General features: G+C 49.8%; 22 protein-coding genes and 1 tRNA gene. 11 read left to right on the top strand and 12 right to left on the bottom strand.

The window, feature by feature from the left end:
• Positions 1–162: 162 nt before the first annotated feature.
• The 4 genes from ACYU8Y_RS19900 to ACYU8Y_RS19885 all read right to left on the bottom strand — a co-directional run bounded on the left by ACYU8Y_RS19900 (position 163) and on the right by ACYU8Y_RS19885 (position 3,703).
• Positions 163–456 (bottom strand): putative quinol monooxygenase, encoded by a 294-nt coding sequence (locus ACYU8Y_RS19900; protein WP_460939826.1) that lies wholly within the window; start codon positions 454–456, stop codon positions 163–165.
• Between the two features lie 246 nt (positions 457–702).
• Positions 703–1,734, bottom strand: a complete 1,032-nt coding sequence (locus ACYU8Y_RS19895) for an L-dopachrome tautomerase-related protein (RefSeq protein WP_460939825.1) — start codon at positions 1,732–1,734, stop codon at positions 703–705.
• Positions 1,735–1,985: 251 nt separating this feature from the next.
• Complete coding sequence (locus ACYU8Y_RS19890) at positions 1,986–2,531, bottom strand: hypothetical protein (protein WP_460939824.1); 546 nt, start codon at positions 2,529–2,531, stop codon at positions 1,986–1,988.
• An 11-nt stretch (positions 2,532–2,542) separates the two neighbouring features.
• On the bottom strand, positions 2,543–3,703 hold the full coding sequence (locus ACYU8Y_RS19885) for a zinc-dependent alcohol dehydrogenase (RefSeq protein ID WP_460939823.1): 1,161 nt from the start codon (positions 3,701–3,703) through the stop codon (positions 2,543–2,545).
• 987 nt (positions 3,704–4,690) lie between these two features.
• On the opposite strand from ACYU8Y_RS19885, the gene ACYU8Y_RS19880 reads away from it, so the two are divergent.
• The 6 genes from ACYU8Y_RS19880 to ACYU8Y_RS19855 all read left to right on the top strand — a co-directional run bounded on the left by ACYU8Y_RS19880 (position 4,691) and on the right by ACYU8Y_RS19855 (position 9,255).
• Positions 4,691–4,963: a hypothetical protein gene (locus ACYU8Y_RS19880; RefSeq protein WP_460939822.1), complete on the top strand. Its 273-nt coding sequence runs from the start codon at positions 4,691–4,693 to the stop codon at positions 4,961–4,963.
• Between the two features lie 291 nt (positions 4,964–5,254).
• Positions 5,255–5,446, top strand: coding sequence for a hypothetical protein (locus tag ACYU8Y_RS19875; RefSeq protein ID WP_460939821.1), 192 nt, complete (start codon positions 5,255–5,257; stop codon positions 5,444–5,446).
• Positions 5,439–6,272: an SPFH domain-containing protein gene (locus ACYU8Y_RS19870; RefSeq protein ID WP_460939820.1), complete on the top strand. Its 834-nt coding sequence runs from the start codon at positions 5,439–5,441 to the stop codon at positions 6,270–6,272. The genes ACYU8Y_RS19875 and ACYU8Y_RS19870 overlap by 8 nt, the downstream gene beginning before the upstream one ends.
• A 197-nt stretch (positions 6,273–6,469) precedes the next feature.
• Positions 6,470–7,285 carry an alpha/beta fold hydrolase gene (locus ACYU8Y_RS19865; protein WP_460939819.1) on the top strand — a complete coding sequence of 272 codons (816 nt, stop codon included), beginning with the start codon at positions 6,470–6,472 and terminating at the stop codon, positions 7,283–7,285.
• 6 nt (positions 7,286–7,291) lie between these two features.
• Positions 7,292–8,527, top strand: coding sequence for a sensor histidine kinase (locus tag ACYU8Y_RS19860; RefSeq protein ID WP_460939818.1), 1,236 nt, complete (start codon positions 7,292–7,294; stop codon positions 8,525–8,527).
• Between the two features lie 314 nt (positions 8,528–8,841).
• Entirely contained in the window at positions 8,842–9,255 is a 414-nt protein-coding gene (locus ACYU8Y_RS19855) for a response regulator (protein ID WP_460939817.1), read from the top strand.
• Positions 9,256–9,379: 124 nt separating this feature from the next.
• Here ACYU8Y_RS19855 and ACYU8Y_RS19850 read toward each other — a convergent pair whose 3' ends face one another.
• Together ACYU8Y_RS19850 and ACYU8Y_RS19845 are read right to left on the bottom strand one after the other, a co-directional pair.
• On the bottom strand, positions 9,380–9,628 hold the full coding sequence (locus tag ACYU8Y_RS19850; protein WP_460939816.1) for a hypothetical protein: 249 nt from the start codon (positions 9,626–9,628) through the stop codon (positions 9,380–9,382).
• A 134-nt stretch (positions 9,629–9,762) separates the two neighbouring features.
• On the bottom strand, positions 9,763–10,101 hold the full coding sequence (locus ACYU8Y_RS19845; protein WP_460939815.1) for a hypothetical protein: 339 nt from the start codon (positions 10,099–10,101) through the stop codon (positions 9,763–9,765).
• A gap of 323 nt (positions 10,102–10,424) precedes the next feature.
• Between ACYU8Y_RS19845 and ACYU8Y_RS19840 the strand changes: the two genes are divergently transcribed.
• Positions 10,425–10,498 (top strand) — tRNA-Arg (locus tag ACYU8Y_RS19840).
• Positions 10,499–10,693: 195 nt separating this feature from the next.
• Here the strand turns inward: ACYU8Y_RS19840 and ACYU8Y_RS19835 are convergent.
• From ACYU8Y_RS19835 to ACYU8Y_RS19825, 3 genes are all read right to left on the bottom strand, one after another.
• Positions 10,694–12,619 carry a glycoside hydrolase family 97 protein gene (locus tag ACYU8Y_RS19835; protein ID WP_460939814.1) on the bottom strand — a complete coding sequence of 642 codons (1,926 nt, stop codon included), beginning with the start codon at positions 12,617–12,619 and terminating at the stop codon, positions 10,694–10,696.
• Positions 12,620–12,890: 271 nt separating this feature from the next.
• A complete protein-coding gene (locus ACYU8Y_RS19830; RefSeq protein ID WP_460939813.1) occupies positions 12,891–13,778 on the bottom strand; it encodes a helix-turn-helix domain-containing protein in 888 nt (295 codons plus the stop codon).
• Positions 13,779–13,862: 84 nt separating this feature from the next.
• Positions 13,863–14,681 carry an SDR family NAD(P)-dependent oxidoreductase gene (locus ACYU8Y_RS19825; protein ID WP_460939812.1) on the bottom strand — a complete coding sequence of 273 codons (819 nt, stop codon included), beginning with the start codon at positions 14,679–14,681 and terminating at the stop codon, positions 13,863–13,865.
• 226 nt (positions 14,682–14,907) lie between these two features.
• Here ACYU8Y_RS19825 and ACYU8Y_RS19820 point away from each other — a divergent pair, with 226 nt between their 5' ends.
• Positions 14,908–15,885, top strand: coding sequence for an HD domain-containing protein (locus ACYU8Y_RS19820; protein ID WP_460939811.1), 978 nt, complete (start codon positions 14,908–14,910; stop codon positions 15,883–15,885).
• A gap of 160 nt (positions 15,886–16,045) precedes the next feature.
• On the opposite strand, the gene ACYU8Y_RS19815 is transcribed toward ACYU8Y_RS19820, so the two are convergent.
• From ACYU8Y_RS19815 to ACYU8Y_RS19805, 3 genes are all read right to left on the bottom strand, one after another.
• On the bottom strand, positions 16,046–17,089 hold the full coding sequence (locus tag ACYU8Y_RS19815) for a hypothetical protein (RefSeq protein ID WP_460939810.1): 1,044 nt from the start codon (positions 17,087–17,089) through the stop codon (positions 16,046–16,048).
• A gap of 100 nt (positions 17,090–17,189) precedes the next feature.
• The gene (locus tag ACYU8Y_RS19810; RefSeq protein ID WP_460939809.1) at positions 17,190–18,893 is read right to left on the bottom strand and encodes an alpha/beta hydrolase-fold protein; all 1,704 of its coding nucleotides are present in this window, start codon (positions 18,891–18,893) and stop codon (positions 17,190–17,192) included.
• A gap of 310 nt (positions 18,894–19,203) precedes the next feature.
• Positions 19,204–20,181: an NmrA/HSCARG family protein gene (locus ACYU8Y_RS19805; RefSeq protein ID WP_460939808.1), complete on the bottom strand. Its 978-nt coding sequence runs from the start codon at positions 20,179–20,181 to the stop codon at positions 19,204–19,206.
• A 112-nt stretch (positions 20,182–20,293) separates the two neighbouring features.
• Between ACYU8Y_RS19805 and ACYU8Y_RS19800 the strand changes: the two genes are divergently transcribed.
• The 3 genes from ACYU8Y_RS19800 to ACYU8Y_RS19790 all read left to right on the top strand — a co-directional run bounded on the left by ACYU8Y_RS19800 (position 20,294) and on the right by ACYU8Y_RS19790 (position 25,895).
• Positions 20,294–20,671, top strand: a complete 378-nt coding sequence (locus ACYU8Y_RS19800; protein WP_460939807.1) for a winged helix-turn-helix transcriptional regulator — start codon at positions 20,294–20,296, stop codon at positions 20,669–20,671.
• An 815-nt stretch (positions 20,672–21,486) separates the two neighbouring features.
• The gene (locus ACYU8Y_RS19795; RefSeq protein ID WP_460939806.1) at positions 21,487–21,876 is read left to right on the top strand and encodes a hypothetical protein; all 390 of its coding nucleotides are present in this window, start codon (positions 21,487–21,489) and stop codon (positions 21,874–21,876) included.
• A 158-nt stretch (positions 21,877–22,034) separates the two neighbouring features.
• On the top strand, positions 22,035–25,895 hold the full coding sequence (locus tag ACYU8Y_RS19790) for a PAS domain S-box protein (RefSeq protein ID WP_460939805.1): 3,861 nt from the start codon (positions 22,035–22,037) through the stop codon (positions 25,893–25,895).
• The last annotated feature ends 69 nt before the right edge of the window (positions 25,896–25,964 follow it).

The raw sequence follows: 25,964 nt of genomic DNA, 5'->3' as shown, positions 1-25,964 counted from the left end.
TTTTCGTTAACCTCGGGAATAAAATTACTGCTTTTGCTGGGCCGTATAGTAAACAATCATACTATATTGTCCAGTAAATGGTAAACAAATCCAATAAGATTTGTTTACCTTCCTTTCTACTTTTCTTACCAAAACACGAAAGTCACTGCCCTGTTAAAACAGTTACTTGACGGCAAGTAATTCAAGTTTTTCGATCACAGGGGGCGCACTCAGTAACGTGTCAGCATTTGCCATCAACCCCTTCGCAATTTCACCGCTCAGGTGGGCTTGCCGGCCGTCCTCATTGGCAAATGTGTCGAAAATACCAAACGTATTCTCATCGATCTTGAAGGCATACCAACGAAGGGTGCCCTCTTCCCGTTGAGCCATAGCCAGCGCTTCTTTCAGAAAGTTCTCGACAGTAGCTTCTTGGCCAGGTTTTGCTTGAACACGAGCCAGTAATGACAGTTTTTCCATGATATATGAGTTTAAAGGTTTGTAATACGTATGATAGTTAACAAGGTACAACTTTAATCCTACGTTTTGCCATTTATTCAAGACACGTGATAGGGTAACTAGATTATGTCAATTGAAACGCTTGTTTGATGTGTCATGAAAGTAGGGTATGTTGAGGTAAAATTGCGCCATCCAGTTGAACCGTCGGCGCAGCCGGACCACTAAGGCACTAGGTGGGAGGTTACCCGCAACTAACTTGGTAGCGCATTAGGCATCAGGCAGCCTCATTCGGTAAATGGCATACGGTGTGGTTCGTTTATTTTCGCCTTCATTGTAATCGGGTTGCTTATTGATCTGAGAGCAGCTGATGTATAAATAATCATCCGTCGAAATCGAATAACTATCCGGCCAGATCAGCCGTTCATCGGACACGACATCTTCCAGCTTGTGCGCAGGCGTTAGTCGCACCAGTTTATAATTCTGGTAATCACCCAGATACAGGTTGCCGTTTTTGTCGAAGATCATCCCGTCCGTAACCGCAAACCGTCCCAAATCTTCTACCGCAGCCTCCCGTTGATCTTCCGACAAGGCTTCGTTTCGCAAAAATTCCGTTCGGATACGGTAGAGTTTATTGTCGGTGAGCGGTTTGTAATACAGCCATTCGCCATCCGGTGTTAAGGCAATGCCATCGGATTGAAGGTGTACCGGCTGCCCCTGCTTTTTGAATTCCTTCCCGTCCACGATCAGGGTAAAGGAAGGGTCGTGTTTCACCGACGGATGGTTGTGCAAGACCTGCCAGCTAGTTCCCGTTTCCAAATTAACCACCACAATTCCCCCTTCGTTGGAGTTGGTTAAATAAGCTACCTGTCGACGGGTATCGACCCGCACATCGTTGATATAGCTTTTGTTACTTAGTACGCCATCAAACCGGTACACGTCTTCGATGCTGTCGGTAGCCAGGTTGAACTTGACCAGCTTAAAACTAGTGTCATAAACCTGTTCCATATTCGGGCAGGCCGGGTCCACCACCCACAGGTAGTTCTCTTCATCCACATACACGGCTTGCACACAAACCCATTTGTTTGTTCCATCGTCCCCTGCCTGCCAGCTGTTCCATTGCTCGTCTGGATACGGTTTCACCCGGTTATTGGGTAAAATTTCGACAACACTGTCCTGGTGTGGTCCGGGCCATAACGGATAACAGCTAAACAAACGACCGTCTTTCGATATAGCTACACCGGTTAATTGGTAGGTATCGTCTGAAAAAACTTGTTCTAATTCCTGACTGCTCGTACTCATGATTGAATCGGTTTAATTAATAGGGTACCTGCAGGGAGGTACTTATTTACAAGTCGGGTCGGAATGGATCAACCTAAAAGGGGTATAGGATAAGGTCTTTTTTCGACAGGATTAACAGGATTTTCAGAATGTATTGTGTTAACTATTGCCGAGATACATTCTAAAAATCCTGTTAATCCTGAAAATCCTGTCGAAAAAAACAGTTTACAAGCGTCTATACTAAACTTGTAGTCCTACCCGCTTGCCATCAGCTACTTATGCTTGTTTTTTCGTTTCAGCAGCATCAAGCCAGCCGTGATCAGCAAGGCCGTAGTCGCTGTCTTTCGGATAAAAGCAGGGCGGTTGTGCTTCCATTCCGCTCGCCAGCCCCTTTCAATCCAGGGATTGGGAAAAATGCCCTGTGTTAAGTCACTCAGCTTTCCCTCAATGGCGTTTATCCGGTCGGCCAATATCAGCGTCATCCAGTGCGTAGCGGTTGCTTCGCTATACTGATAGGCATAGCGACGGAGAGCCCCACTGAGGCCCGACGGCGGTGATGACGTACCAAAGACCCGCGTAACGCCCGGTCGTTCCACCGAATGCAAGACCTCGATGTCGATGGGCTGTTGGGGGGCTTTTTCATAGTTGAGCCGTTCGTGGTCCGCACCGTTCCAATGCTTCATCGGGTACGTGGGGTCATTTTCCGGGTCGGCATCCATGCCCCAGCCGGGGATGTCTTTCGTGCGGCTTTTCAGGTTTCGGTCCGCAATCTTGCGGTCCTGAAATTCATCTAGTTTCTCTTCTAATACGGGTTGCATACGATAAGGGTTTAAGCCGCATGGGCGCTTGGGGGAATTAATAAGGGTTTGACGATGTGGTCCATCTTACCGGAAAACATGCGGTAAGCATCCGACACTTCTTCCAGGGGCAGCCGGTGCGTGATTATTTCCTTGGGATTGATGCGACCGCTCATTATGTGATCAATCAGTTTGGGCAGCAGCCGTTTTACCGATGCCTGGTTGGCCCGTAGGGTAATGCCTTTGTTCATCAGACTGCCAATGGGTACCAGGTTCCAGGGCGGACCGTATACGCCAATGATGGACACAATTCCGCCTTTTTTGACCGAGTTGATGGCCCAGTGCAGGGCCGTGGCATCGCCGGCCTGCAACAGCAGTCCTTTACCGGTGATGGTTTGTAAGGCACTGCCGGTGCCATCGCAGCCCACTGCATCGATACAAACGTCAGCGCCAAAGTAGTCGGTGGCTTTTTTCAGGAACAACACGGGGTCTTTCATTTCCCGGAAGTTGTAAGCCTCGGCATAGGCAAACTTGCGGGCAAACTCCAGGCGGTAGTCGACGTGATCGATCACAATGACGCGGGTAGCCCCGAAAAACCAGGCAAAACGGGCCGCCATCAGCCCTACCGGACCGGCGCCAAACACCACCACGGTATCGCCTTTCTGGATGCCGCCCTGCTCGGCAGCCTGGTAGCCCGTCGGCACGACGTCTGTCAGCAGCACCGCATTTTCCAGGTCCATGCCGTCAGGGATTTTGGTGGGGCTCACATCGGCGTAGGGTACCCGAACGTATTCGGCCTGTCCGCCATCATAGCCACCGCCCGTGTGCGCATAGCCAAAAAAGCCGCCGACGGCGGTGGCTTCCGGATTGGACTCATTGCAGTTGCCATAGAGTTCCTGCTTGCAATGGGGGCAGGTGCCGCAGGCAACGTTGAACGGCACCAGCACATGGTCACCTACTTTTAATTTTTGTACGCCCGAGCCTACCGCTTCGACTACGCCGGTAAACTCATGGCCAAAGGTCATGCCCACCCGGGTATCGGGCACACGACCGTGATACAAGTGCAGGTCTGAGCCGCAAATCAGGGATCGGGTGACCCGGACAATGGCATCATAAGGATGCTTGATTTCCGGCTCGGGCTTGTTCCGGTCTAACCTGATTTGACGGGGACCGCGAAAATTCATTGCTAACATAGCTTCCTGTCGTTAAACGTGATTGAACTACTCTACTGAAGACGTCAAGCTGGCATGCCGCCTTGAAGCTAACTTAAGCGTTTGCCCTTTTGGCAAAACGGGTCCAGCCGCGACAATGACGGGTTTAGAAACCTACCTGAGCGGTAAGTTAAAAAGGCGTAAAAACAACTGGCTTTTCCAGGATCAGACCCACGCTTGCCGAGCGAAGCGTTTGGGTTAGCCGAAGGGCGTGTCGTGTGTATCGGGCAAGCCTGTTAACACAATCTGTATCGTTTTTCCCTTTAGACTAAGCAATAACAGGCCATTGTACGCTTGGTTAACAGACAGATAGTGTCTGCTGAAGACAAGCCCATTCACCTTGTCACCGTACCGAAGAGTGGTCATTCTGCGGAATGGTCGTGCGTTGTTATTCTGATAACTACCGCTATCAGCATGGTTTGGGCTATACTGTCAAGTCCTGGTAACGATTTACGTAGCGTGAGATTCACTCACCCCTGTCGAGTCGCCGACTTGTCTGCCAATAACTTTTGTTTAATAGGAATGTTATAGGTAAGCTAAAAAAGTGAGGCTAAGGTCGCATCTTAAAAAATGGACCGCGCCGGTAGGTAGGCTAACCCATGATCATTTAGGACGATAACCCATGAATGGGTGTCAGGCAATCAGCCGCCGAGTCTCAGCCTTGTCTCAATCGTTGATGAAGCCCATGGGCGTCAGGCTTAACCATCGGGAGCTCGCTTTGACATCGGTAAGCAGCCAAGCGAAAGAAGCGGATACGTAAAACGGCTATACGTACGACCCAACATTTGTTAAAGCTAGTTGTTTGCAAAAAGCTAGTTTCTTATCGACCGGTTCCTATCTGTTCCAGGCTATCAGCGCCCCACCAGGCGGTCCTATGAATCCCATCTCCGGTATGAGCACGTCCATTGAGACCCTTAATCGGTTCAAACTACACGATCTATGCAGGGCAATACGAGAACTGAGGAAGCTATGAAGCCGATTCAATTTGTTGGTTACCCGTCGGTGCAGGGCGAATTTTATGTGCCACGCTATGATGCGCAGGCAAACACCAGCACCATTTCTGGCCGCATTGATCGACGGGACGTTTTTTATTGGAAACCCCTCATGCAAACGGATAGTAAGGGTCACAGTCAGCTACATTGTCCCCTGTCGGATGTAGTGCGAACGTTACGCGTGGTCATACAAGGCGTTACGGTCGATGGCCGCCCGGTGCTGGGTGTTCAGTTAGTTCGAGTACAATAAGGTCGTGATTAGTATCTCCTGAGACAGGTGTGAGCTTACATCTGTACTTCATTAAAAGACGTTACTCCTTTCGGACCGATCTACGTAATGGTAGTAAACTGAGAAATCGAATCGCGCATGAAAAAAGTACAATGTCTACTAGGACAGTCTCCAGAGTAAACAGGTCATGAGCGCGACCGTCGTCCCCGCTGACACAAAAAATAGCCATATTTGACAGTATAACCACCATTCATACAATTATCCGTGTCAGACGCCCGCAGAAGCCGTTTCTTTAGGCAAAAATAGATTGTCATGACACTTACCAAAACGCTTCAATACTTTTCCTTTGTTGTGTTTAGCGCCCTGTGTTTCAACAGAGTCTACTGGCTACTTAACCAACCCAGCGATTACCTTCTGGTCGTGGCCGGTTTAGTCATTACGCTTTATTTATGGCTTTCCATTCACAGTAAACTGTTCACGAAAAACCCGTTTAAAAATGAGTAAAATGCGACTGATCCTCTACGGTGTCATCCTGCTGCTGGCCGGTCTGTTTCTGGTTAATTCCTGTACGACGGTCGATGCTTCGCACGAAGGTATCAAGGTTAGTAAAATTGGTTCGGACCGTGGCGCATCCGACATCGAAAACGTAACGGGCTGGATCTTCTATAATCCCCTGACTTCCTTCATCGAGCAGTATCCAACCTTTACGCAAACCAAAGACTTCGATCCCTTTCAGGTGAGTGCCAAGGGCGGTACTCTCTTTAAAATTGACCCGACCCTGAACTATCATCTGGTTAAAGGGCAGGGGGCCAATGTCTACCGTAAGTACCGGAAGGAATTACCTGATATTGAAAATAATATTTTGAGAACGATTGTCTATAATTCTTACCGGGATGTGGCCAACTCGTTTAGTCCTGACTCACTGGTCAATAACCGGGCAGGCTTTGAAGAACAGGTGGAGGCTAAGCTCAGAAAAGCCTTAGGCGATGACGGGTTCTCCTTTGAGAACATTACCTCTGGCCTGATGCCCCCTGAGTCCCTGCAAGCTATGATCGATGCAAAGAATACAGCGGTTCAGAATGCACTACGCCTAAACAATCAGATTGCTTCCGAGAAGGCATCGGCTGAAATTGCCGTCACTAAAGCAAACGGGATTGCCCGCGCCAAAGTAATTGAAGCGGAGGCAGAAGCCCGTGCTAACGAATTAAAGCAGCGAACGCTTACGCCCATGCTGATTCAGCAGCAGTGGATTTCCAAATGGAATGGGCAGCTTCCAACCACCCAACTGGGGGCTAATAGCGCGACGATGGTTCAGATGCCCTTGAAGTAAGATCCCTGCTGTGGGGTCAGCTCATCCAGTTTAATCGGATGCTACGCTACTTATTTTTGATTGACATAGTCGGTGGGTTGTCCTGGTTACTATTTTTGTTTATCATAAATAAAATTAGTTAACTTGTTGGCGATTCATTTTCGGAAAAATCACAGGAAGTCCGCTGGCTTCCTATGGTGGACTAAGCCTGAAAGAGCATGAACCAGGATGTTCTGAAACGCAATAACGTAACGATAATTGGCGAGGGAACTCAACCTATGGTGTTGGCTCACGGATTAGGCTGTGACCAGCATATGTGGCGTTATATTACGCCCGCTTTCAAGGAACGGTACCGACTGATTCTATTTGATTATGTTGGCTCCGGTAAGTCAGATCGGGCAGAGTACGACCCAATCCGCTACAACGAACTGAACGGATACGCCCAGGATGTGTTGGAAATCTGTCAGGCTCTGGCACTGACGAATGTGCTATTTGTGGGCCATTCGGTTAGTTCAATGATTGGTCTCCTGGCGGCTATTCAACAGCCGCAGCTATTCGACCAGCTCATCATGATTGCTCCCTCTGCCCGCTACCTGAACGAGAAACCTGATTATATGGGTGGTTTTGAGCTGGCTGACATCGACCAGATGCTGGATATGATGGATCAGAATTACATGAGGTGGGCTACGACGGTAGCGCCCGCTGTAATGGGTAACGCCGATAAGCCAGCTTTGAGCCAGGAGCTAGCGCAAAGCTTTTATGCCGCAGACTGGGTAATCATGCGGCAGTTTGCCCGGATCACCTACCTTTCTGATTTTCGATTTGACTTGCCTAAACTGAACGTACCAACCCTGATTCTGCAATCTTCCCAGGATATTGTTGCGCCTTTGTTTGTTGGTGAATATATTCATAAACACTTGCCCAACAGTACATTGCGCTATATGCAGGCTACGGGGCACTACCCACATGTGAGCGCTTCCGCTGAAACAGTTGCTTTGATAAACGAGTATTTATCCTCTATTCAGCAGAATTAGTTTATTATGGATGAGTTGATCAACCAACTGCCCTGTGGGGTCATACGGGTTCGTGAAGATAGCGCAATCATTTACATTAATTCGACCGCTGAACAGCAGCTGGGCTACGCGCCTTCTGAACTATTAGGAAAGCACATTAGGCTGATTCTGACAAAAGCGAGTTTACTGTTTTACCAGACTAATTTCTACCCGCTTGTCATTCATACTGGGCGTGCCGATGAAGTCGTGTTGACCTTGTTGACCCGGCAAGGTGAGCAAATTCCTGTACTATTGAACGCCGTTGCTCAGGAAGCCGAAAATGCGGGGGCGATTTACTGCGCTTATTTGCCAATCGGGCAGCGACAGAGCTACGAAACGGAGCTGATCCAGGCCCGTACATTGGCAGAGCAGGCGCGGTTTGCCGTCGAGCGAAGCGAGGCCAGGTACAAAGCGTTAGCTACGGCGCTCGAAATACGGGTGGCCGAACGAACCCAGGAGTTGCTTGTCGCTAATACGGACCTTACGGACCTGAATGCTGAATTGAAGCGCTCCAACGAAAATCTGCAGCGCTTTGCCTACGTCGCCAGCCATGACCTGCAGGAGCCGGTACGCAAAATTCAGGCCTTTGCTGAACTGCTCAAAGATCAATACGCCGATCAGCTTGGTGAAGGCATTGGCCTCCTGGAGCGGATGTACTCCGCGTCTGGGCGGATGTCGACGCTGATCAGCGATCTACTGGCTTTTTCAACTATTTCGACTAAACAGGACTCCCGATCGCAGGTTGATCTGTCTGAAGTGGTCAATCAGGTTCTAATCGATCTGGAGGTACGTGTTCAGGAAACGGGGGCCGTCATCCGGGTTGATCCATTACCCACCTTACTGGGTGATGCTAGCCAACTAAGCCAGCTCTTCCTGAATCTGATAAGTAACGCACTAAAGTTTCAGCGGCCTGGCGTAAGTCCGGTTATTCAGGTAAGCGCGCAGCACCTTACGGCGAAACGCTTACCGGATACTGTCAGGCCGGTTCGCACCGCCCGGACTTACCACTGCCTGACCGTGGCGGATAATGGAATTGGCTTCGATGAAAAGTATACTGACCGCATTTTTCAGGTGTTCCAGCGACTGCATCGCAAAAAAGAATACACGGGAACGGGCATTGGTCTGGCTATTTGCGAAAAAGTAGTAACGAACCACGGAGGAGCCATCACGGCGAAAAGCCAGCCTGGGCAAGGGGCTACTTTTTATGTGTATTTGCCGGTATAAAGATCGTTAGCTGTCATCTGGACTTATGGTATGTTAAGGCTGCTTGATCGATCCGGCCCCCGTAATTAGCTACCAGAACCTGGTCAAACTCGCCCAAAGCTATATTGCCAGAAAACAACGTCCTCTTCATCCAGAAGAGCTACCCAATACCTTTGTGTGCTCATTCGTTCGACCAGGTTTCAACAAACACATATACACGTAACAGAGGATAATTGCTTACTTCAGCCAACCCCTGAATTCCATGTAGGTAAAGGATAATTGAGTTGGTTGATGTATCTTGGTTGCCGCAAATACCGTAATGATCAACCAAATCAATGAAAGATTCTCCCTCCCACAGTGTATTTATTGCAGACGATGATGAAGACGACCGGATGCTTTTGCGATACGCGTTTGCTGAGCATAGCCCTGAGTGTCATTTGCTGTTTGCCGAAGATGGGTTAGCCCTGCTCGATGCATTGTCGGAGGCTGAAACGGAACCCTGTTTAATTATTCTTGATCTGAATATGCCCCGCATCAATGGGCTGGAAGCGTTGCAGCTGTTGCGTCATAGTCCTTTATACGCCAATAAACCCATTGTGATTCTCACCACATCCAACGAAACCGTCGATCGCCAACGTGCTTTTGCCCTGGGGGCAAATGAATTTTTGACCAAGCCACTTTCGATGGACCTATTGGGCCAGATGGTTCTGAACCTTCGCAAAACATGGCGGCTGGATCAGTGTATTTAAGCCGTATCGGAGCAACTTCCTGAAGAATTCTAGCCTTGCCGTGTTTACAACAAAGCCTGCCAATTGTTGGCAGGCTTTGATTTGTTATTTCTGGAATAGCTGACTAGGGAGTGTACTTAACCTATTAACCAGCCACAATTGGTGGATTGCTCTGTTTGGCCTTATCAATAATAGAATACACAAAACCCGCGATGTCAGGAGCTCGTTTAAGCGCACTGACAACCTCCTGATAGGTTTGTGCTACGTTGAATGGCTGGGCAATGCCTACTACATAAACATAGCAACCCGCGGCCATATCCATCACGCTCGCGATATGACTTGCATCGAATAAGGTATTTCGCTCACTAACAGTTACTTCAATGAATCTAGCCATAGTTAAGGTGTTTTGCCTAACCTACAAGGTAGCGATTTTTGATGATGAAACACCTTATGTCTATATGAATGTAGTAAACTACTCGTCAGCCTGCGGCAATTTTTCAGGCTTACTACAGCGTCTACGTGTTCGTATCAGGCATGAGTGCCGACTACATTGGGGAATGCTGAGATGACGTTGGCCGACGGAGAAATCAATGAAACCGAGACAACAAGCGTAGCAAGGGCTTCTTTTGTTTGTTCATCAATCATCATCACCCAGTCTGTCTTGACGATTTGGTGGGTTTTGTACCCAATCGGATCATGCACAGCTTCATTGGCTGTCTCTTTGCGGGAGAGGGCAATATTTATTTCGTCGCCTTCTTTAAACGTAGGGACGAAGCTAAAATAGGCATCAGCGATTATACAGCCTGCCTTATTTTCAGAGGCTGGTTCGAAAAAAATAACCTTCAGATTTTCGGAGTTACTGCTCATTGGTTTATCAGTGGGATTAAGAATACCGATGGGTAGATAACTTTCCTGCTAAGCAAATGTTCTTCAAGTACGTTAATTCGGTTCGTCTGCGTTATACATCCTGACTAGTATCTCCAGGCTGTAAGATGACTCGGCTCATTTTGAGAGCTTCGATACTGGCTAATCGGTTACTGGCAAAGTTAAAATGATTTTCGGGAGTCAGTTTTTTGCATTCTAGTGTCAATGAGCGTAATTTTGACGCTTCTAAATGCTCGGTGCAGCATACGTTCTGTAGAGTATTCAGAAAATGGATCGGGTTGCTAGAGCAACTGGTCCGGTAATTTGGTCCCGTAGCTCAGCTGGATAGAGCATCTTCCTTCTAAGAAGGCGGTCTTTGGTTCGAATCCAAACGGGATCACGTTGGTAATCAGCTAGTTAGCTTTATTGCTGGCTAGCTGATTTGCGTTTAGGTACAGCAAACGTTTTATTCCTTACGGTATGAATGAAGAAGCAATACAAAAAAGAGGGTTGACATAACAGAGCACAACATGGTCTCTACCAATGCCGTACCTTATCGATGGTCTGCCCGGGGAAATTACCAACTCGACCAGTCTTATTCATTAACAAACTGAATGATAAAGCCTCCTTTGGGCGCAAAAGCATACTGCCAGGTAGACGTGATGGGGTAGGTTTCCGTCTTGAACGTCATCAGTGCATTTTCGCCTTCCCTGATGATTCTAAATTTGGAAAAACCCTTGGCGTATTTGGCCAGATTTAGCTTGACGGGTACTACTTTATTCGTACCATTTATGCCTACAACGTAAGAAAAACGGTCCTTCTGACGAGCGAGTATGAGTTGTTCCCCCGGTTCAGCGATAATACTTTCCGTTTTATCCCAGGTGGCGGGCATGTCTTTCAATAACTGTCGAACCTGCACCGGCAGGGAGTCAAATATTTCTTTGGAGTCCGCAAAATGAATAATGCCCGATGTATAGATCATCGCCGTCGCCAGCTCATGAACCGCTGTGTTCAACCGGGGGTATTTTCGGATGGTTAGGGCAAACGGTGTGTAGTCTGTGGGGCCAGCTACATTTCTGGTGAATGGCAATATGGTATTCTGTTCAGCGGCTAAATCAGGGTATCTGGATTCATAAAAATAATGTTCCGTTCCTAGAACAGCCTCGGCTGTCATGAAATTGGGCCAGGTTCGATGCCAGCCTCTGGGAACGGTAGTGCCATGAAGGTTGACCAGTAAATGCTCTTTCGCGGCATCCTCAAAAAGTGAGGGCAGACAGGCCATTACCTCCTGCCGGTCTGAGCACCAAAAGTCGATTTTAACCCCTTTGACGCCCATAGCCGCCAATTCTTTAAACCGCGCTCTTCTTTTCTCTGGGTCGAAATACGAAGCCGAATAGCCCCATACCATTGGTTTGATGCCCTGAGCAGTAGCCTTAGCAATAATTCCCCCTTCTCGGTCGGCTTTCTCCCAGCCCGCGTCAAACAGCGTATAGCCGAAATTGAAGGAAGCCGCAAGCGTAGTGAACTGGTTATACATGTCAGGGGAGTGATCCTCGGGATGGGACCACCATGACCAGGTGGCTTTTCCCCCTTCGATCCAGGACGTGTCGTCAAATTTAGAGCCAGGAGCTAAATCGGTGATCAAGGTCGACAGCAGGATGTCCCCCGCCTGTTCACCAATGATGATCACCCGCCAGGGCATAGTCCAGGGAAGACTGAATGCCGGCTGATTCGTTCCGCGCAGGGGAAGAGTATATTTTTCGTCTGTTTCGGCAAAGGCAATTTTATACAGTCCACCTTTCGAATCGGGTTGTAAATGACAGCCTGGAAACGAACCATCCGTTCCCGACTCCGCCAGTAAAACCCAGTTTTTACCTTCATTTACCTGAAATAGGGCAGGCATACACCAACCCACAGACGGGTTACGGGGATTACTGATTGAATCGCCGGGATGTATGTTGACGTAAAAATCTTCATAGCCTGGGGTAACCTTTCCCGCTTTATTATACGGCTGCAACCAGCCCCTCGCCTTTTTCTCAATCTGAAAGCCTGTGCTCTCCAGGCTGATCACCCGTGTCGTTTTATCCAGATCCGGAAACCGGTACCGGAAAGCCACGCCCTCTTTTCCGGCTACCAGATCAATGATCATCAGCGCGCCCGCCCTATTTTTTAGCGTTATGCTCTTCGTCTCAAAAGTATGATCGATCGTTTTGACATTCCCCACCTTCAAGTCGTACTGCTCTCTTCTTGCGCCGATGGGTGAGACAGTAACGACTGCGAGGCCAGACGTAAAATCCTGATCGTCACGGGTCAGGCCCAGGGGAGAGTCGGCGATAATGATTTTATCCTGATGGGTTACGCTGTAACGCAGTTCTCCCTTTTTGGTCAAAGACAATGTGATTTTGTTGGCTCCAAGTTTTGACCGTAGAGCCATCGATTGACTGGCTGCTTTAACGCTCCAGAAAAAAACAAGTACGCCCGCTAAACAGGGAAGAACTTTGTAAATCAATACATTTCTCATATGACTGGTTGTGGTTCATCGTGCTTACGCGGGCAACCCATAAAAAAAACCGCTTGTCACTACAAGCACTTATTTTCATTGGCGTGCGCTGGCTGCGAGCCTTACGTACTCATAAAAAATGGTCAGCATCTTGATGATACTGACCATTAAAGTCGTGCTTATCGAGTTTCTATTGATGGTTGGCAATTTTTGTGAAATAGGTGGCCCCTCTTGACTGAGCAATCTCCCGGTCGGTGTAAAGTTTCCGGCGATATCGGCTATTCGTCCTTTACTATTGAGGTTGCTTTTTAAACAGGAGCGGACTAAGGCCAACTTCTTTTTTGAAGAGTCTTGAAAAATAAGACGGGTTGTCAAACCCAAGCGAATAGGCGATTTGGGAGATACTCAGTTCGTTCAGACGGAGCCGGTTTTTGGCTTCGGCCATCAGGCGCATGTGAATCAGCTCGATGGCCGTTTTGCCCGTTTCCTGCCTGAGCAGATCGCTCAGGTAGCGCGAGGATACGTTGAGCTGAGCGGCCAACTGATTGACCGTAGGTAATCCGTGGGTTTGGCCCGCTCCGTCTTGAAGGTAACTCCCTAAAGCCTGGTTGAACCGGGACACCGTTTTGCCCGATAGTTCGGCGCGGTTGACAAACTGACGCTTGTAAAAGCGCTGGCAATACGTTAGCAGAGCATCCAGTTGGGTCAGGATAATCGGTCGGCTGTATTCGTCGGTATTGCTGTAATACTCGGTTTCGATCTTCATAAACAGGTCCCAAATGATTTGTTCTTCCCGCGGGGAGAGATGCAGCGCTTCGGCCACTTCGTAATCGAAGTACGAATAGTGTCGAATCTGTTCGTGCAGCGGATGGCCGTTGAGGTAATCCTCATGCAGAAACAGCAGGAAACTGTCTTCCTCCACGTCCAGGTTTTGAAACTCGATCCGTTGGCGGGGTTTCACAAAAGACAGCGAGCCATTGGTATGGTCATAGGCCGTACGGCCATAGAGCATGACGCCAGCCTTGAGTTTTTTGAACATGATCCCGTAACAATCGGTGGTGAAGGCCTGCCCATCCAGGGGGCAGCGTCGCAGGCCCCGTTCCAGGGCTAGCTGGGGATGCTCGGGCGGGGTTAGACCCAACTCACGGCGCATCGCGCTAAGGGTATTGAAATGGATCATGTGTCAGGGCAAGGAACATGAGACGATCGTACCCGGTAAAGCTACACCCAAAAATAGTGTAGTTTTACCGGTATGGTTAGTTGGTTAAACGCCATGGGCCGCTCTGGCGACCTGGTCCCAGGCGTCCCACTCAGCAAACCGGCTATTATAGCCTTGTTTAATTAAGGAATAAGCGAGTTTACCCAGTAGCAGCCTAAGCGGTGGTTGTTCGCTTTCAATGAGTTTGAGGATCGCTGCGGTGGTAGCTTCGGGCTGACCCATCGAGAGGTCGGCGTATTGAGCCTGCAAACTCGCCTTTAAGGGGTCATAGGCGGGTAGCGGTTGGGTGCGTACCGCCGAAGAACCGGCATAGTCGGTAGCATAGGGGGCGGGTTCTACCAGACTGACCTGAATGCCAAAGCTTTTGACCTCCGAGGCCAGCGTTTCGCTGAGGCCTTCGACGGCAAACTTGGAGGCATTGTAGAGCCCCACGTTCGGCCAGGTGATCAGCCCCAGCACGCTCGATACCTGGATGACGTGGCCGTGACCCTGCTCGCGCATGATGGGCAGAACGGCCTGGGTCAGCCAGAGCAGGCCAAAGAAATTGGTTTCCATCAGTTCGCGCGCCTGTTGCTCCGAAGTTTCTTCCACGCTGCCGAAGAGGCCATAGCCAGCGTTGTTGATCAGCACATCCAAACGGCCAAACTGCTGATGGGCCTGTTGTACGGCCTGGATGGCGGCTTGCCGGTCGGTTACGTCTAAGGGAAGGGGCAGCAGTTGGCCCCCAAATTCGGCTTTCAGTTCAGCCAGACTGGCCACGTTTCGGGCGGTGGCGGCTACCTGATAACCTTGTTGCAGAAAAGCTTTGGTCCACAGTTGGCCAAAGCCACGGGAGGCACCGGTAATCAAAATGGTTTTGCTCATGACGTTTAGTTGCATCGTTTGGTGAGGCAAAGTTGGGGCCGGGGCGGGGCTCTGGACGGATACAAAAGTGGGGAAAGCTGACACATTTTAACGTAGTGCTGCGCATGAGCGGTCGCTGTCCGATAAGTTAATCATCAGGCATCCCTTCCGTTGGCCAACAAACGCCTGAAGTGCTTAGTTTTGTCCCTGACTAATTACAGAAGACGGTATACCCTGACCAGTCCCTATGCACTATACTGATTCCGTTTACGGCCCGGTTACGATCACCGAGCCCGTGTTGATTGATCTGATGGCCACCCAGGCGGTTCAACGTCTGAAACACATACTACAACATGGCATTACGGGCTTTTTGGGGATCACCCAGCCCATCACCCGCTTTGATCATTCGGTAGGGGTTATGCTGCTGGCTCGGCAGCTCGGTGCCCCTCTGAAGGAGCAGGTTGCCGCTTTACTGCACGATGTGAGCCATACCGCTTTTTCGCATGTGATGGATCATGTCTTTTCCGAACCCACGGGGCAGAGTTACCACGAGCGGATGAAAGCCGCCTATCTGGAGCAATCGGACATTCCCCCCGTTTTAGCCCGGTATGGCTACGACTGGCGGGAGTTTGTTCACGAAGCCGCTTACCCCATTCTGGAACAAGACGCCCCGGCGCTGTGTGCCGACCGGCTGGACTACTTTTTTCGGGATGGACTGGCGCTGAGTTTATTGACCGCTGAGGAAGCCATAAAAGCAGTAAGTCATTTGCGGGTGCAGAATGAGCAGATCGGGGTCGATGATCTTCCAACGGCTCAATGGCTAGCCTACACCTACATGAAAGCCGATGAATCAAGTTGGTCGAATAGCCAGGCGATTGGCTTATATGAATTGATGGCTGGGCTCATTCGAACAGGCCTTCGGCTATCGGCCATCAGCGAAGCCGATGTGTGGCTCACCGATCAGGCGTTCTGGAATAAACTCGTGAGTTGCCCGGATCAGGCCCTGCAGCGTCAAGTAATCCAGCTTACGAGTCCCATTCGGTTTATCGAAGCCAAAACCAACCCCTGGCGCGAACTAAGGCCTAAAATTCGTACGATTGATCCTATCGTGTGGGGTGAGGGGGCGGGCATTCGCTTATCGGATCTGGATGCGGATTATGGTCATGCCTTGGCCGCTTATCACCAGCAAAAGCGAGGGATTCTATCGCTGGCAATCGGTTCGTAGGGTTTTGCCAAGTACACCATCTTCCGTCCAGCTGTGCCTCTGTGGCCATAACGATTGGCAAGTTACACCCCTGATTTTACCCCCTCTTATACTAAAAAAGTGGGTTACTACACCTGGCAGGGCTTTAAACCAAAGCCGCACTAATCCGCGTCCGTATTGCTTACTTAAACCCAATGGTGCTGTAGCTGCCCACTAGTTGTACCTTCGAGCCGGTCCCTTTTCCGACTATGCCCGAATAGCGTTTGATGGCATTTGCTTCACTTGAAACAGTCGATTGAGTTTGTAGCACAATGGATTTATTGGCTGGATAGGAAAACCCGCTATTAGTCAGGCTGGCATTAAAATTATAGTTCGACTTTCGATCCACTGGCAGGACGACGGAGGAATACGAGAGGGCCATATCCAAGTTCGTCAAGCTTTCCGGCCAATGCTCCATATGGAATCGGTTCGAGAAGCTGATCGTCATCAAAGCGGATTGGTGAATCTGACCAATCTCCATCTCCGAGTAGCTCGCCATGGTGGTCAGTTCATCCGCTCGGCCCAGTTGTAGTTTACCCATCTTGTTGTTCAACTTCACCTTTTTAGCCGATTTGACCGCTAGGTTGCCAAAAGATACATCGACTTCCCCATCATCCATCGTCTTGATGGCGACACTTCCATACTCAGCTTTAATGCTTGTTTCGCTGTGAGTCAGCGTGTTCGCAGTGAAGTTTCCATTTTGGACAAAAACCGTCAGGGGAGCCTTAAAGCTGGGAATGACGGTATTGCCGAACTGATTGGTCAGGGTTAGCTTGTTTTCAGCAGGCATCAGGATGGTGTAATCGACCTGTAAACAGCTACTCAGAATACTGTCTCTGCTGGCAGAGAGGGCTGATGGAGTTAGTCCTTCCTGTGACTCAATACTTGTGTGGATGGTAATCTGGTTGTGCTCTCGTTGTTCCCTGATCAAAACCGAATTCAGATACCGGTCAACAACGGCTGGGTCATCTGAGTGAGCCCGTATCCGGACGGTGACTTGAATTTCGGGTCTTCTCCAGAGTTCGACTTTAACCTGTCCAAATTTATTATGGATAGCCAGTTGATCCTGAGCGTAGGCATCATACAGTAAAACAATGGTTTTTTTGCGATCCGGGGGAGTGGTCCACTCACCAGCGAACGAACAAAGGGTGCATAAGCAGATCAGACAGGTAAAGGCTGCTTTCATAAGCGAATCAAGGGTAAGGTGCAATCAGGTCAATGACAGCCAAACCGACAGGAAGTTGCATCAGAGCTTGCACATCCACAATAAATCACATTTCGTTTGATCACCTCACCTGAAATGTTAAGCGGTTGACCCATAAGGCTTGATGATCCAGTTCCTTGTCAAATTGCGCTAGTAAGAAAGCCCGGTTATACTGAACAGGGCCATTGTATACCCGCTTGCCATTGATGACCACCTTAAGTGGTTTACTGAAATCGACCATTTCCGGCGACAGATAAATTGTCAGCGATCCGACCTTTGAGGTTGTCAGGTCAAATTGATTTCGAGCATACCGGCCCTGCACTGCTCCCGATTGGCGAGGGAAGACAAAAGCCTGAGAGGTACTATCCAACACCACCGATGGATCATTTACACTACGCCATCCACGAACGGACACATTAAGGGGAAGTGCCTGGTTCGCCTTCGTAGGCAGGGTATCCAACTCCGTAATGTCAAGCCAGTCGCAGCGCCCATGCTGCACATCATCGCACTCCCAATAGAGAGTAGCCTGGAAAGGGTTACGTTGTTTCGTCAGCATATGGGCAAAAAGCCGACGGTACACTTCCGTTGTGGTACTGTCTTTCGCGGAAATCAAAAAACCATGATTGCGATGGCCTGCCACCTCTTGGTTTTGCCAGTCGATACCCAGCGTTTTGGCTAGGTTGGTTAAAGAACGATGTCCTTCCAGGGGGAAGTAGTAGTCGTAGTCAGTGGCCACATTGTAAAACGAACGATTCGTCGCGTTTTTCAAAAAGCTGCCACCCGTGCGCACCTGGGGTCGATTATTGATGCCCGAAAAGCCCGCAAACAAACTGGGTTGTTTCATCAAATACGAGAAAGCACCGGTAGCTCCATTCGAGTGGCCCGTAACATAGACTCGACGGTCATCAATCGAATACATGTGTTTGATTTCCCGTACCAGCTCAGGTACTATTTCAAATCCATCATCGGGCACCATCCAGTTATACCGACGGGTACTGTAAGGAAAGACCGCAATCAAATCCGATTGAGCCGCTTGTTCCATGAATAAACGACCGAAGAAAGCCGTCGTGCTGTCGGCGACATCCGGCAGGGTCGTTTGGCGGCTAACGGCACCGTGAAGAACCACAACTAGCGGGTAACGTTTAGCGGCATCAAAATGAGGGGGCAATTGAACCAGATAAGGAAATTCGAGCGAATCAGTCAGTCGTAACCAGGCGTATTGATACTGACCCGTTCGCGAATAGGTATGCGTAGGGGGCGCTTTTTGGAACTGCTGGTAAAGCTGACGGGCGGACGCTGTTTTTGCCCACGAAGCCAGTTGCTGATTGGTTTGGGCGACCAACTCTTTTTGATACGAACGAAAGGGGAGATTCGCCTGAATACGCTGTTGGCGTTCCCGCTCGCGCGCCAGCGCCACTTTGCTCATGAGTTGCTTCCAGCGCGGATCGTCGCGCAGCCAATCGAAACTTTTGCCAAAGTAAGCGTTGGTCGCCATGTCGGAATCCACGACCAGGGAGGCATAGTGAATAGCTAACTCGGCGTTCTTGTCGCGGCTGGCGAAATCAGCTGCATTCAGATAACGCCAGAATTTTTCTTTCGGGTCGGCTTCCCCCGCTTTCAAGGCCCATTGGGTAGCGGCTTTCCAGTTTTGTTTGCTTATACTGGCTCCCATGCTGTCAAGAGCCGGGTTTTTCGATTGAGCCTGAGCAGCGTATTCACTTAATATACTAAGCGCTAAGCAGATCAGCCATTGACAGAGCGAGACTGAATGGGTAGAGGTTTTCATAAGGTAGATTGGAATAGTCCTCTATAGAGTATACCAGGCCAGTTAAGTTTAACGGCAAGGCTATTATGTCTGCACTAAAGAGTGTAGTAGGGCTAGAACGTTGCCTGGGTGATTCTCCTTTTTTACTTTATCTGAATATCCCCCGTTCACCCTGAGACAGCAACAGTCAGAGCGATAGCACGTTAGGCTAAGGCGTGGATGTTCGGTTGCAGCGCAATTAGAAACAGGCTGATGGTGAAGGTCGGCGAAACGGATTAATCCAACGGGCTGATGATTTATGGGCCTCGAAACCGCTGCGAAAAGGTTGAATTTAAAACGAACGCTTCTGGCCTAGCCAGCCCGTCGTACGCAAGAACTGCTCCCAGCTAAGGCTGTTCGGATTAATTCGTCGACTCCACAACAAATCGCGGTTGCTGGCGAAATAGCCATAGTCAACGGCATAGTGAGTCATGCCCAGGATCTCATCGACCAAAGGCTCATTCGCTCTGAATTCGGGGAAATAACGTAGCAAATCGTCACGATCGAATGCCGCGTCATAGACTGCTTTTTTGCCGGTAACCTGAACGAAGGTATCCACCATTTCCTGGGGTGAGATAATATCCCCGATTACCGGTAAAGACTTACCCGCGTAGTGGCTTGGATTCGAAAAAATTTCTAAAACAGCGGGTCCCGTAGCCGTCAGCGGATCCACAAAAGGTGCCCGAAAATCCTGGGGTAGGTAAATTGGAAAAACCAGCGTATCTCCTTTCGGAACAGGGGTGTAAAACTCCAGCAGATTGGTGTAAAAAAAAGCCAGGTAAATGAATGAGCTTGTTATGGGAAGCGTACGGATATACTGTTCAATGTTGGCCTTGTCGGTGAAGTGGGGAGCGAACATTTTGCCGGCCGTGATCTTCTCCACATTTTCCAAACTGCTGAAAATAATATGGGGTACGCCCGCTTCAACCGCGGCATCGGCTAGCTGTTTACCCAATGCCAGTTCGTGGGTTGCCGGAGGAGCTATGTTGGGTGTCATCATGAAAAGACCCGCAGAGCCACGAAACGCCTTGACAAACTCCTTCTGATAGCCTGGCTCGAGTGGCAGATTAATTAGTTCAAGGCCTTGCCGGGCCAGGCTGATTGCCTCGGGGGAGTCGGTACGGCGCGTAATGCCGCGCACACGATACTGACCGCTTTGTAATAACGTACGCGCGGCACTGCTTCCCTGTTTACCCAAAACACCGATGATCGTAATGAGTGGCTTCGCTTCTTCTGCGCTCGACTCATTCCCTGCGAAACTAGTTACCATGTTTTTGTACCTCCTTTAGGATTGAACTATAAAAATTAGAGTTACAAAACTATTGTGAGCCAATTGTCGTTGCAATATCTATCGAATTGGATAGGTTCAAAGAAGGGCACGTATGGTAAAGACCGAATGTAAGAGTCAGTCCGTGAGTTTACTGGGTAAGCTATACCCCTGCACGGTTAGTCTGACAATGAATTTAGTGGGTGGAAAATGGAAGGCCGTCATTCTCTATCATTTGAAGGATATGGAAAAGCGGTATAGCGAACTCAAACGAGAGATGCCCGATATAACCGAAATGACATTGAGTATTCAGCTCAAACAGTTGGAAAAAGATGGCTTTATCGTCAGGAAGGTATACGGGGACAAACCGCCAATCCGGGTAGAGTATAGCCTCACTGATTTTGGTAAAACCTTTATTCCTGTCCTTGACGCGATTACAGCCTGGGGAAATCGCGTTATTGAGGAGAAAGGAGAATTTATAAATGGTATGTAGCCCCCCGTAGACAATACCGATCTCTCTCAAACTACCCCTACGAGCGAACGGGCTTTATCCGTAATAGCCGGTACGTACTCGTTCGTACGTGTGCACATGCGCTGTACCTGATTACTTAAAAGGGGTAATTTGCCCCGCTTTAATCGGGTCTTTTTCCCCGCCGGGGAAAAAGACCCGATTCCTATTTTTGCCGCCTATGGCTGCCGACTCCAATCACATCTCTACGACAAATACTGCCAATCGACAGATTGAGGCCAGGCTTACCGCTTACATCAAAAGTGTACAGGCACAGCACGCAAAAAGTCTGTCTACGCAGCACGTGACGGCCAGGCTGCTGAAACGGCTACATTCGATTCGTAAGGTTTGAGTCACGAACCAGGCGTTAGGTTATACTTCTTTAAGTAAGGTAGCAACTGATTTATAACCAGCGTTTCGGTTTCTCTGGTGAAGGGTGAATAGGCATGCGGCTTGCCCTGGCAGAATTGAGGGCTTTTGGCTGATAGAACTTCCGTTTACCGGTGTAATGTGCCGTTCCCTAAATTGCCTGCCCTGGCTATTCTTAATTTTATTTTATTCGCCAGGCAGCTTCTTCTGCTTTACTGAAACACCAGTTGGCGACCAAGGCCAACTTAGGTTAGTGCAGTGCTCTTCTGCCCGTTTATAAAACAGTATAATCTTCTGCCAGCAGTCAGGCCGGATGTCGGGTGTAAGTGGTTGATGCCTACTTTTTATTCAACTAGAAAAGTCTAATTAGTACGGTTCTCACCCGGTCATGGAGCCCAGTTAGGGATACCAGGTCAAACGACGTAGATGTGATGGCTACCCCGTCGACACCAGACGATTCATCCAATGATGCACATGGGCCTGAAAAGGTACTGGAGAATTGGCTCAAAGCGACATCCGATTTCTATACGTTTTACCAGCGCTTAATGGACCTGATAAACCAACAGGATCAACAAGTTCAGGTAGACCATACAGGGATTTCCTACCTTGGCCAATGTCCGGTCGGTTCATTACTGACGCTTGTTTTAACCATGCAGGCTGAGTTAGAGAAATTAGTGTATGAAATGGACCAGCTTGATGAATTCAGCGAAACGAATGCAAACCAGCATCTTAGCCGTTTTGTCTCTCACACCAGCCGGTTGAACCGATTGAATCGTAAAGCGCGTATCCTACTCAATCTGGCCTTAGCCTCTTCCAGCTAGCAAATCCGCGATGGTAACCTCTTTCCTGACGCTGTGAAAAAAGGCGATACCGATGTTACTAAATATAGTGTAAACCAACGCCAATCGGGCGTTTACTTGCTTTTGTTTGCTTAACTTTAGGCCTGGGAGCGTTTTAGCAAGATTGCGGAGATAGACAGTTGACGAACGATTTAGTGACAACCAGCGAGTTATTCGAATTGCTTGCCAAAGCCACGAGTGATGCGGTTTGGCATTGGGATTTGAATACAGACACAATCTGGTGGAATGAGGGGCTTAAGACCTTATTCGGCCACGCGGTACAGGAAAATACAAGTGGACCGGAGTTCTGGTATGCCCACATCTATCCCGATGACAGAGAACGGGTTGTCGATGGTATTCATCGGATTATTGACGAGGGCGGGCTAAATTGGGCGGCTGAGTACAGGTTCCTGCGGGCCGATGGAACCGTTGCTACGGTTCTAGATCGGGGCTATATCGTGCACCGCGATGGCCGGGCCAGGCGAATGGTCGGTGCGATGCAGGATATAACCGAGCGGGTCGCTTTGCAACAGGAACGGAACGAAAGTGAAGAGCGACTTCGCTTCGCGCTGGAGTCGGCGCAGATGGGCACCTGGTCATTCGATCCCGTCCGTAATCTGGCTAGCTGGGACGAGCGTTGCGAACAGTTACTGGGCTGGGTTAAGGGCAACGTCAGTTACGAAGATTCACTGCGTAACATCCATCCTGATGATAGAGATCGAGTCGATAAGGAAGTACAGTGGGCGCTAAACCCATTGTCTGGGGGACGATACGATACGACATTCCGGACCATCAATAGTCAGGATGATCAACTACGCTGGGTGCGGTTTATTGGTCAGACTCATTTTGCCGAGACGGGGCCGGTCCAGCGCTTTTCGGGAGTAGCGCAGGAAATAACCGCCCAGGTGCTCGCTCAGGAGCAGGCTGCGCTGATGGAACAACAGGCCCGCATGGCTATCGAAAGCTCGGGTTCCGGCTCATTTTCTATCGACGTCGATACCGGCCAGATGCTCTATTCGCCATCGCTCGCCCGAATATTTACGGGTGAAGAGCGGAGCCTGATAACCAGAAGCACCTTCATCGATCACCTTCATCCCGACGATCGCCCCATTCGGGATCAGGCTTATGAACGGGCGAAGCAAACCAACACCGTAAATTACGAAGCCCGCTTTATCTGGACAGACAAATCTGTGCACTGGGTTAAGGTCATTGGGCAATATTTGTTTGACTCAGCCGGCAAGCCCGTATCCCTTTCGGGCATTGCCCTGGACATTACTGAACAAAATGAACAGAAAAAGGCACTTCTTGAGGCTGAACAACGCTTTTCTGTTGCCTTCAACAACGCGTCGGTAGGGATGACGTTTACCGACGAGGCCGGTAAGTTTACCCTGGCCAACACGGCATTCATACAACTATTGGGGTATTCGGCCTCGGAGTTGTATACACTTAATTTTCTCGATTTAACGCATCCTGATCACCTGGAAGAGAACCGTCGGCTGTTCGGAGAGCTTATGCGGGGTGAACGGAATTTTGTTAATCTGGTTAAGCGTTACATTCGTAAAGATGGATCTGAACGCTGGGTGCAGGTAAATGTTACCCGCATTGCCGAAGCCCGCGAGCAAGCCTACGGCCAGCTGGTCATTGCCAACGACATCAGTGCCGAAATGGTCACGCGTAAAGCCCTTTCCGAGAGCGAAGCCCTGTTTCGTAACATTACCGACGCGTCAACGGCAGCGCTCTGGATCACCGACGAATACCTGGCTATTTCGTACGTAAGCCGAAAGTGGATCGAGTGGACGGGTGCTCCGCTTGCGAATCACCTTGGTGACGGATGGCTGAAGTACGTAGTAGAAGCCGACCGCCAGCGAGCCGCCGAAAACCTGCTGGCCGACTTTACGGCACGCCGGTATCACGAAATCCAGTTTAGGGTAACGCACAGAGAGGGGACTGTTCGATGGGTTGTCTGTACGGGCACGCCCCAGTACAACGCCAACGGAACGTTTACCGGTTATATTGGCGCCATTCTGGATATTAGCGACCGGGTTGAGGCCGAAGCGAAACTCAGAGCCAGCGAAGAGCGCTTTCGGAGTATGATCAATCAGGCACCTGTGGCCATTGGTATTCTCAATGACCGAAATATGGTCATCGAAACGGCGAATGTACCCATGCTGGAGATATGGGGGAAAGATGCATCGATCATTGGGCGTCCCTTACTCGACGCGCTCCCCGAAATTAAGGAACAGGAATTTCCCCACCTGTTGGCGCAGGTTTTCGAATCAGGCCATACCCATTACGGCTTCGAAACGCTGGCCTGGCTGCACCGAAAGGACAAACTGGAAGAAGCGTATTTCAACTTTGTGTATGCTCCCGTGCACGATGTTGCCGATGCTACAGCAGGTATCATCGTTATTGCTACCGAAGTTACCCAGCAGGTAAACGCGAAAAATGCATTGCAGGACAGTGAGCAGCGGTTTCGTAACCTGATCGAAGAGTCGCCCGTTGCCATGAATTTATTTGTTGGCCCGGATCTGGTCATCGAACTGCCCAACGAGCCGATGCTCAAGTTCTGGGGCAAAGGCAGCGCGGTTCTCAATAAACCCCTGCTCGAAGCCCTGCCTGAACTGGAGGGCCAGCCATTTGTGGACATTCTAAACCGCGTTTATGCGAGTGGAATTCAATACTCGGCTCAGGAGGCTGCCGCCGATATTATGGTCAATGGCCGGCTGGAACGCTACTACTTCAACCTTACCTACAAGCCCCTGCGGGATGCCCATGGCCAGGTGTATGCCATCATGAATATGGCGATCGACGTAACCGAACAGGTAATGGCGCGTCGTGCCATCGAAGAAAGCGAATTACGCTTCCGTACGCTCATGGAGGCCATTGCGCAGATGACCTGGACCAACATGCCCGACGGAGAAATGAATTTTTTCAACCAGCGCTGGTATGACTATACCGGGCTGAGCGCCGGGCAGGCAACATCCATTAGCTGGGAAGCTGTTGTGCACCCCAACGATCTGGGGTATACGCTGGAAGCCTACGCAAAGTCTCTCGCTGACGGAACGAATTTTGTGGTAGAAAACCGGTATCGGAGAGGCTCGGACGGGATGTATCGCTGGCATTTGAACCGGGCTATCCCAATCTGGGACGAAAACGGGGCAATTACGATCTGGGTTGGCACAGCAACCGATATTCACGAGCAGAAAGAGCTGGCAGCCAATCTGGAAGAGCAGGTACTGATACGGACAAAGGAGCTGGAGGCTTCCAATTATGACCTCCGTCGCTCCAATGATAACCTGGAAAAGTTCGCCTACATTGCTAGTCACGATCTGCAGGAACCGCTTCGGAAAATTCAGTCTTTTGGCGGTATTCTGCAAAGCCAGTATGGCGGCCAACTAGGCGAGGGTGCTGACCATCTGGAGCGAATGCAGGTGGCGGCTGGTCGAATGTCTCTATTGATCAAAGACTTACTTTCCTTTTCCCGCATTTCTACCCGGCAGGAAAAAACCGCTCCCGTGCGGTTGGACAGGCTGGTTGCCGAAGTAATAGACGATCTGGAAGTGGCTATCGAGCAGGCTGGTGCCCATGTTCTGGTCGATGAACTGCCGACAATTCCGGGCGATGCGTCGCAATTGCGGCAACTGTTTCAGAATCTGTTGAGCAACGCGCTGAAGTTTCGAAAGCCGGGCGTTACGCCACACATTCAGGTTCAGAACCAGCGCGTTCCGGCGCAGCAGGTACCCGCTTCGGTTAAGCCCGCCCGTGAGGCTACCGCCTATCACTGTATTCAGGTGATCGACAATGGAATTGGGTTTGATGAGAAATACATCGACCGGATTTTTCAGGTATTCCAGCGGCTGCATGGGCGTAGTGAGTATGCGGGTACGGGTATTGGCCTCGCTATCTGCGAGAAAGTAGTTGCCAATCACGGCGGAGCCATCACGGCGGTTAGCAAACTGGGAGAAGGGGCTACCTTTCTGATCTATTTTCCCGTCAGTTGATTGACTATCGGCGATTTTATTCTTAGTCGTACCCTTGGTCCGTGTCCTCACGGACCACCCACGCCGGTC

Source organism: Spirosoma humi (assembly GCF_054776575.1).
The sequence above is the reverse complement of the archived record's forward strand: the minus strand, read 5'-3'. Positions and strand labels throughout refer to the sequence as shown.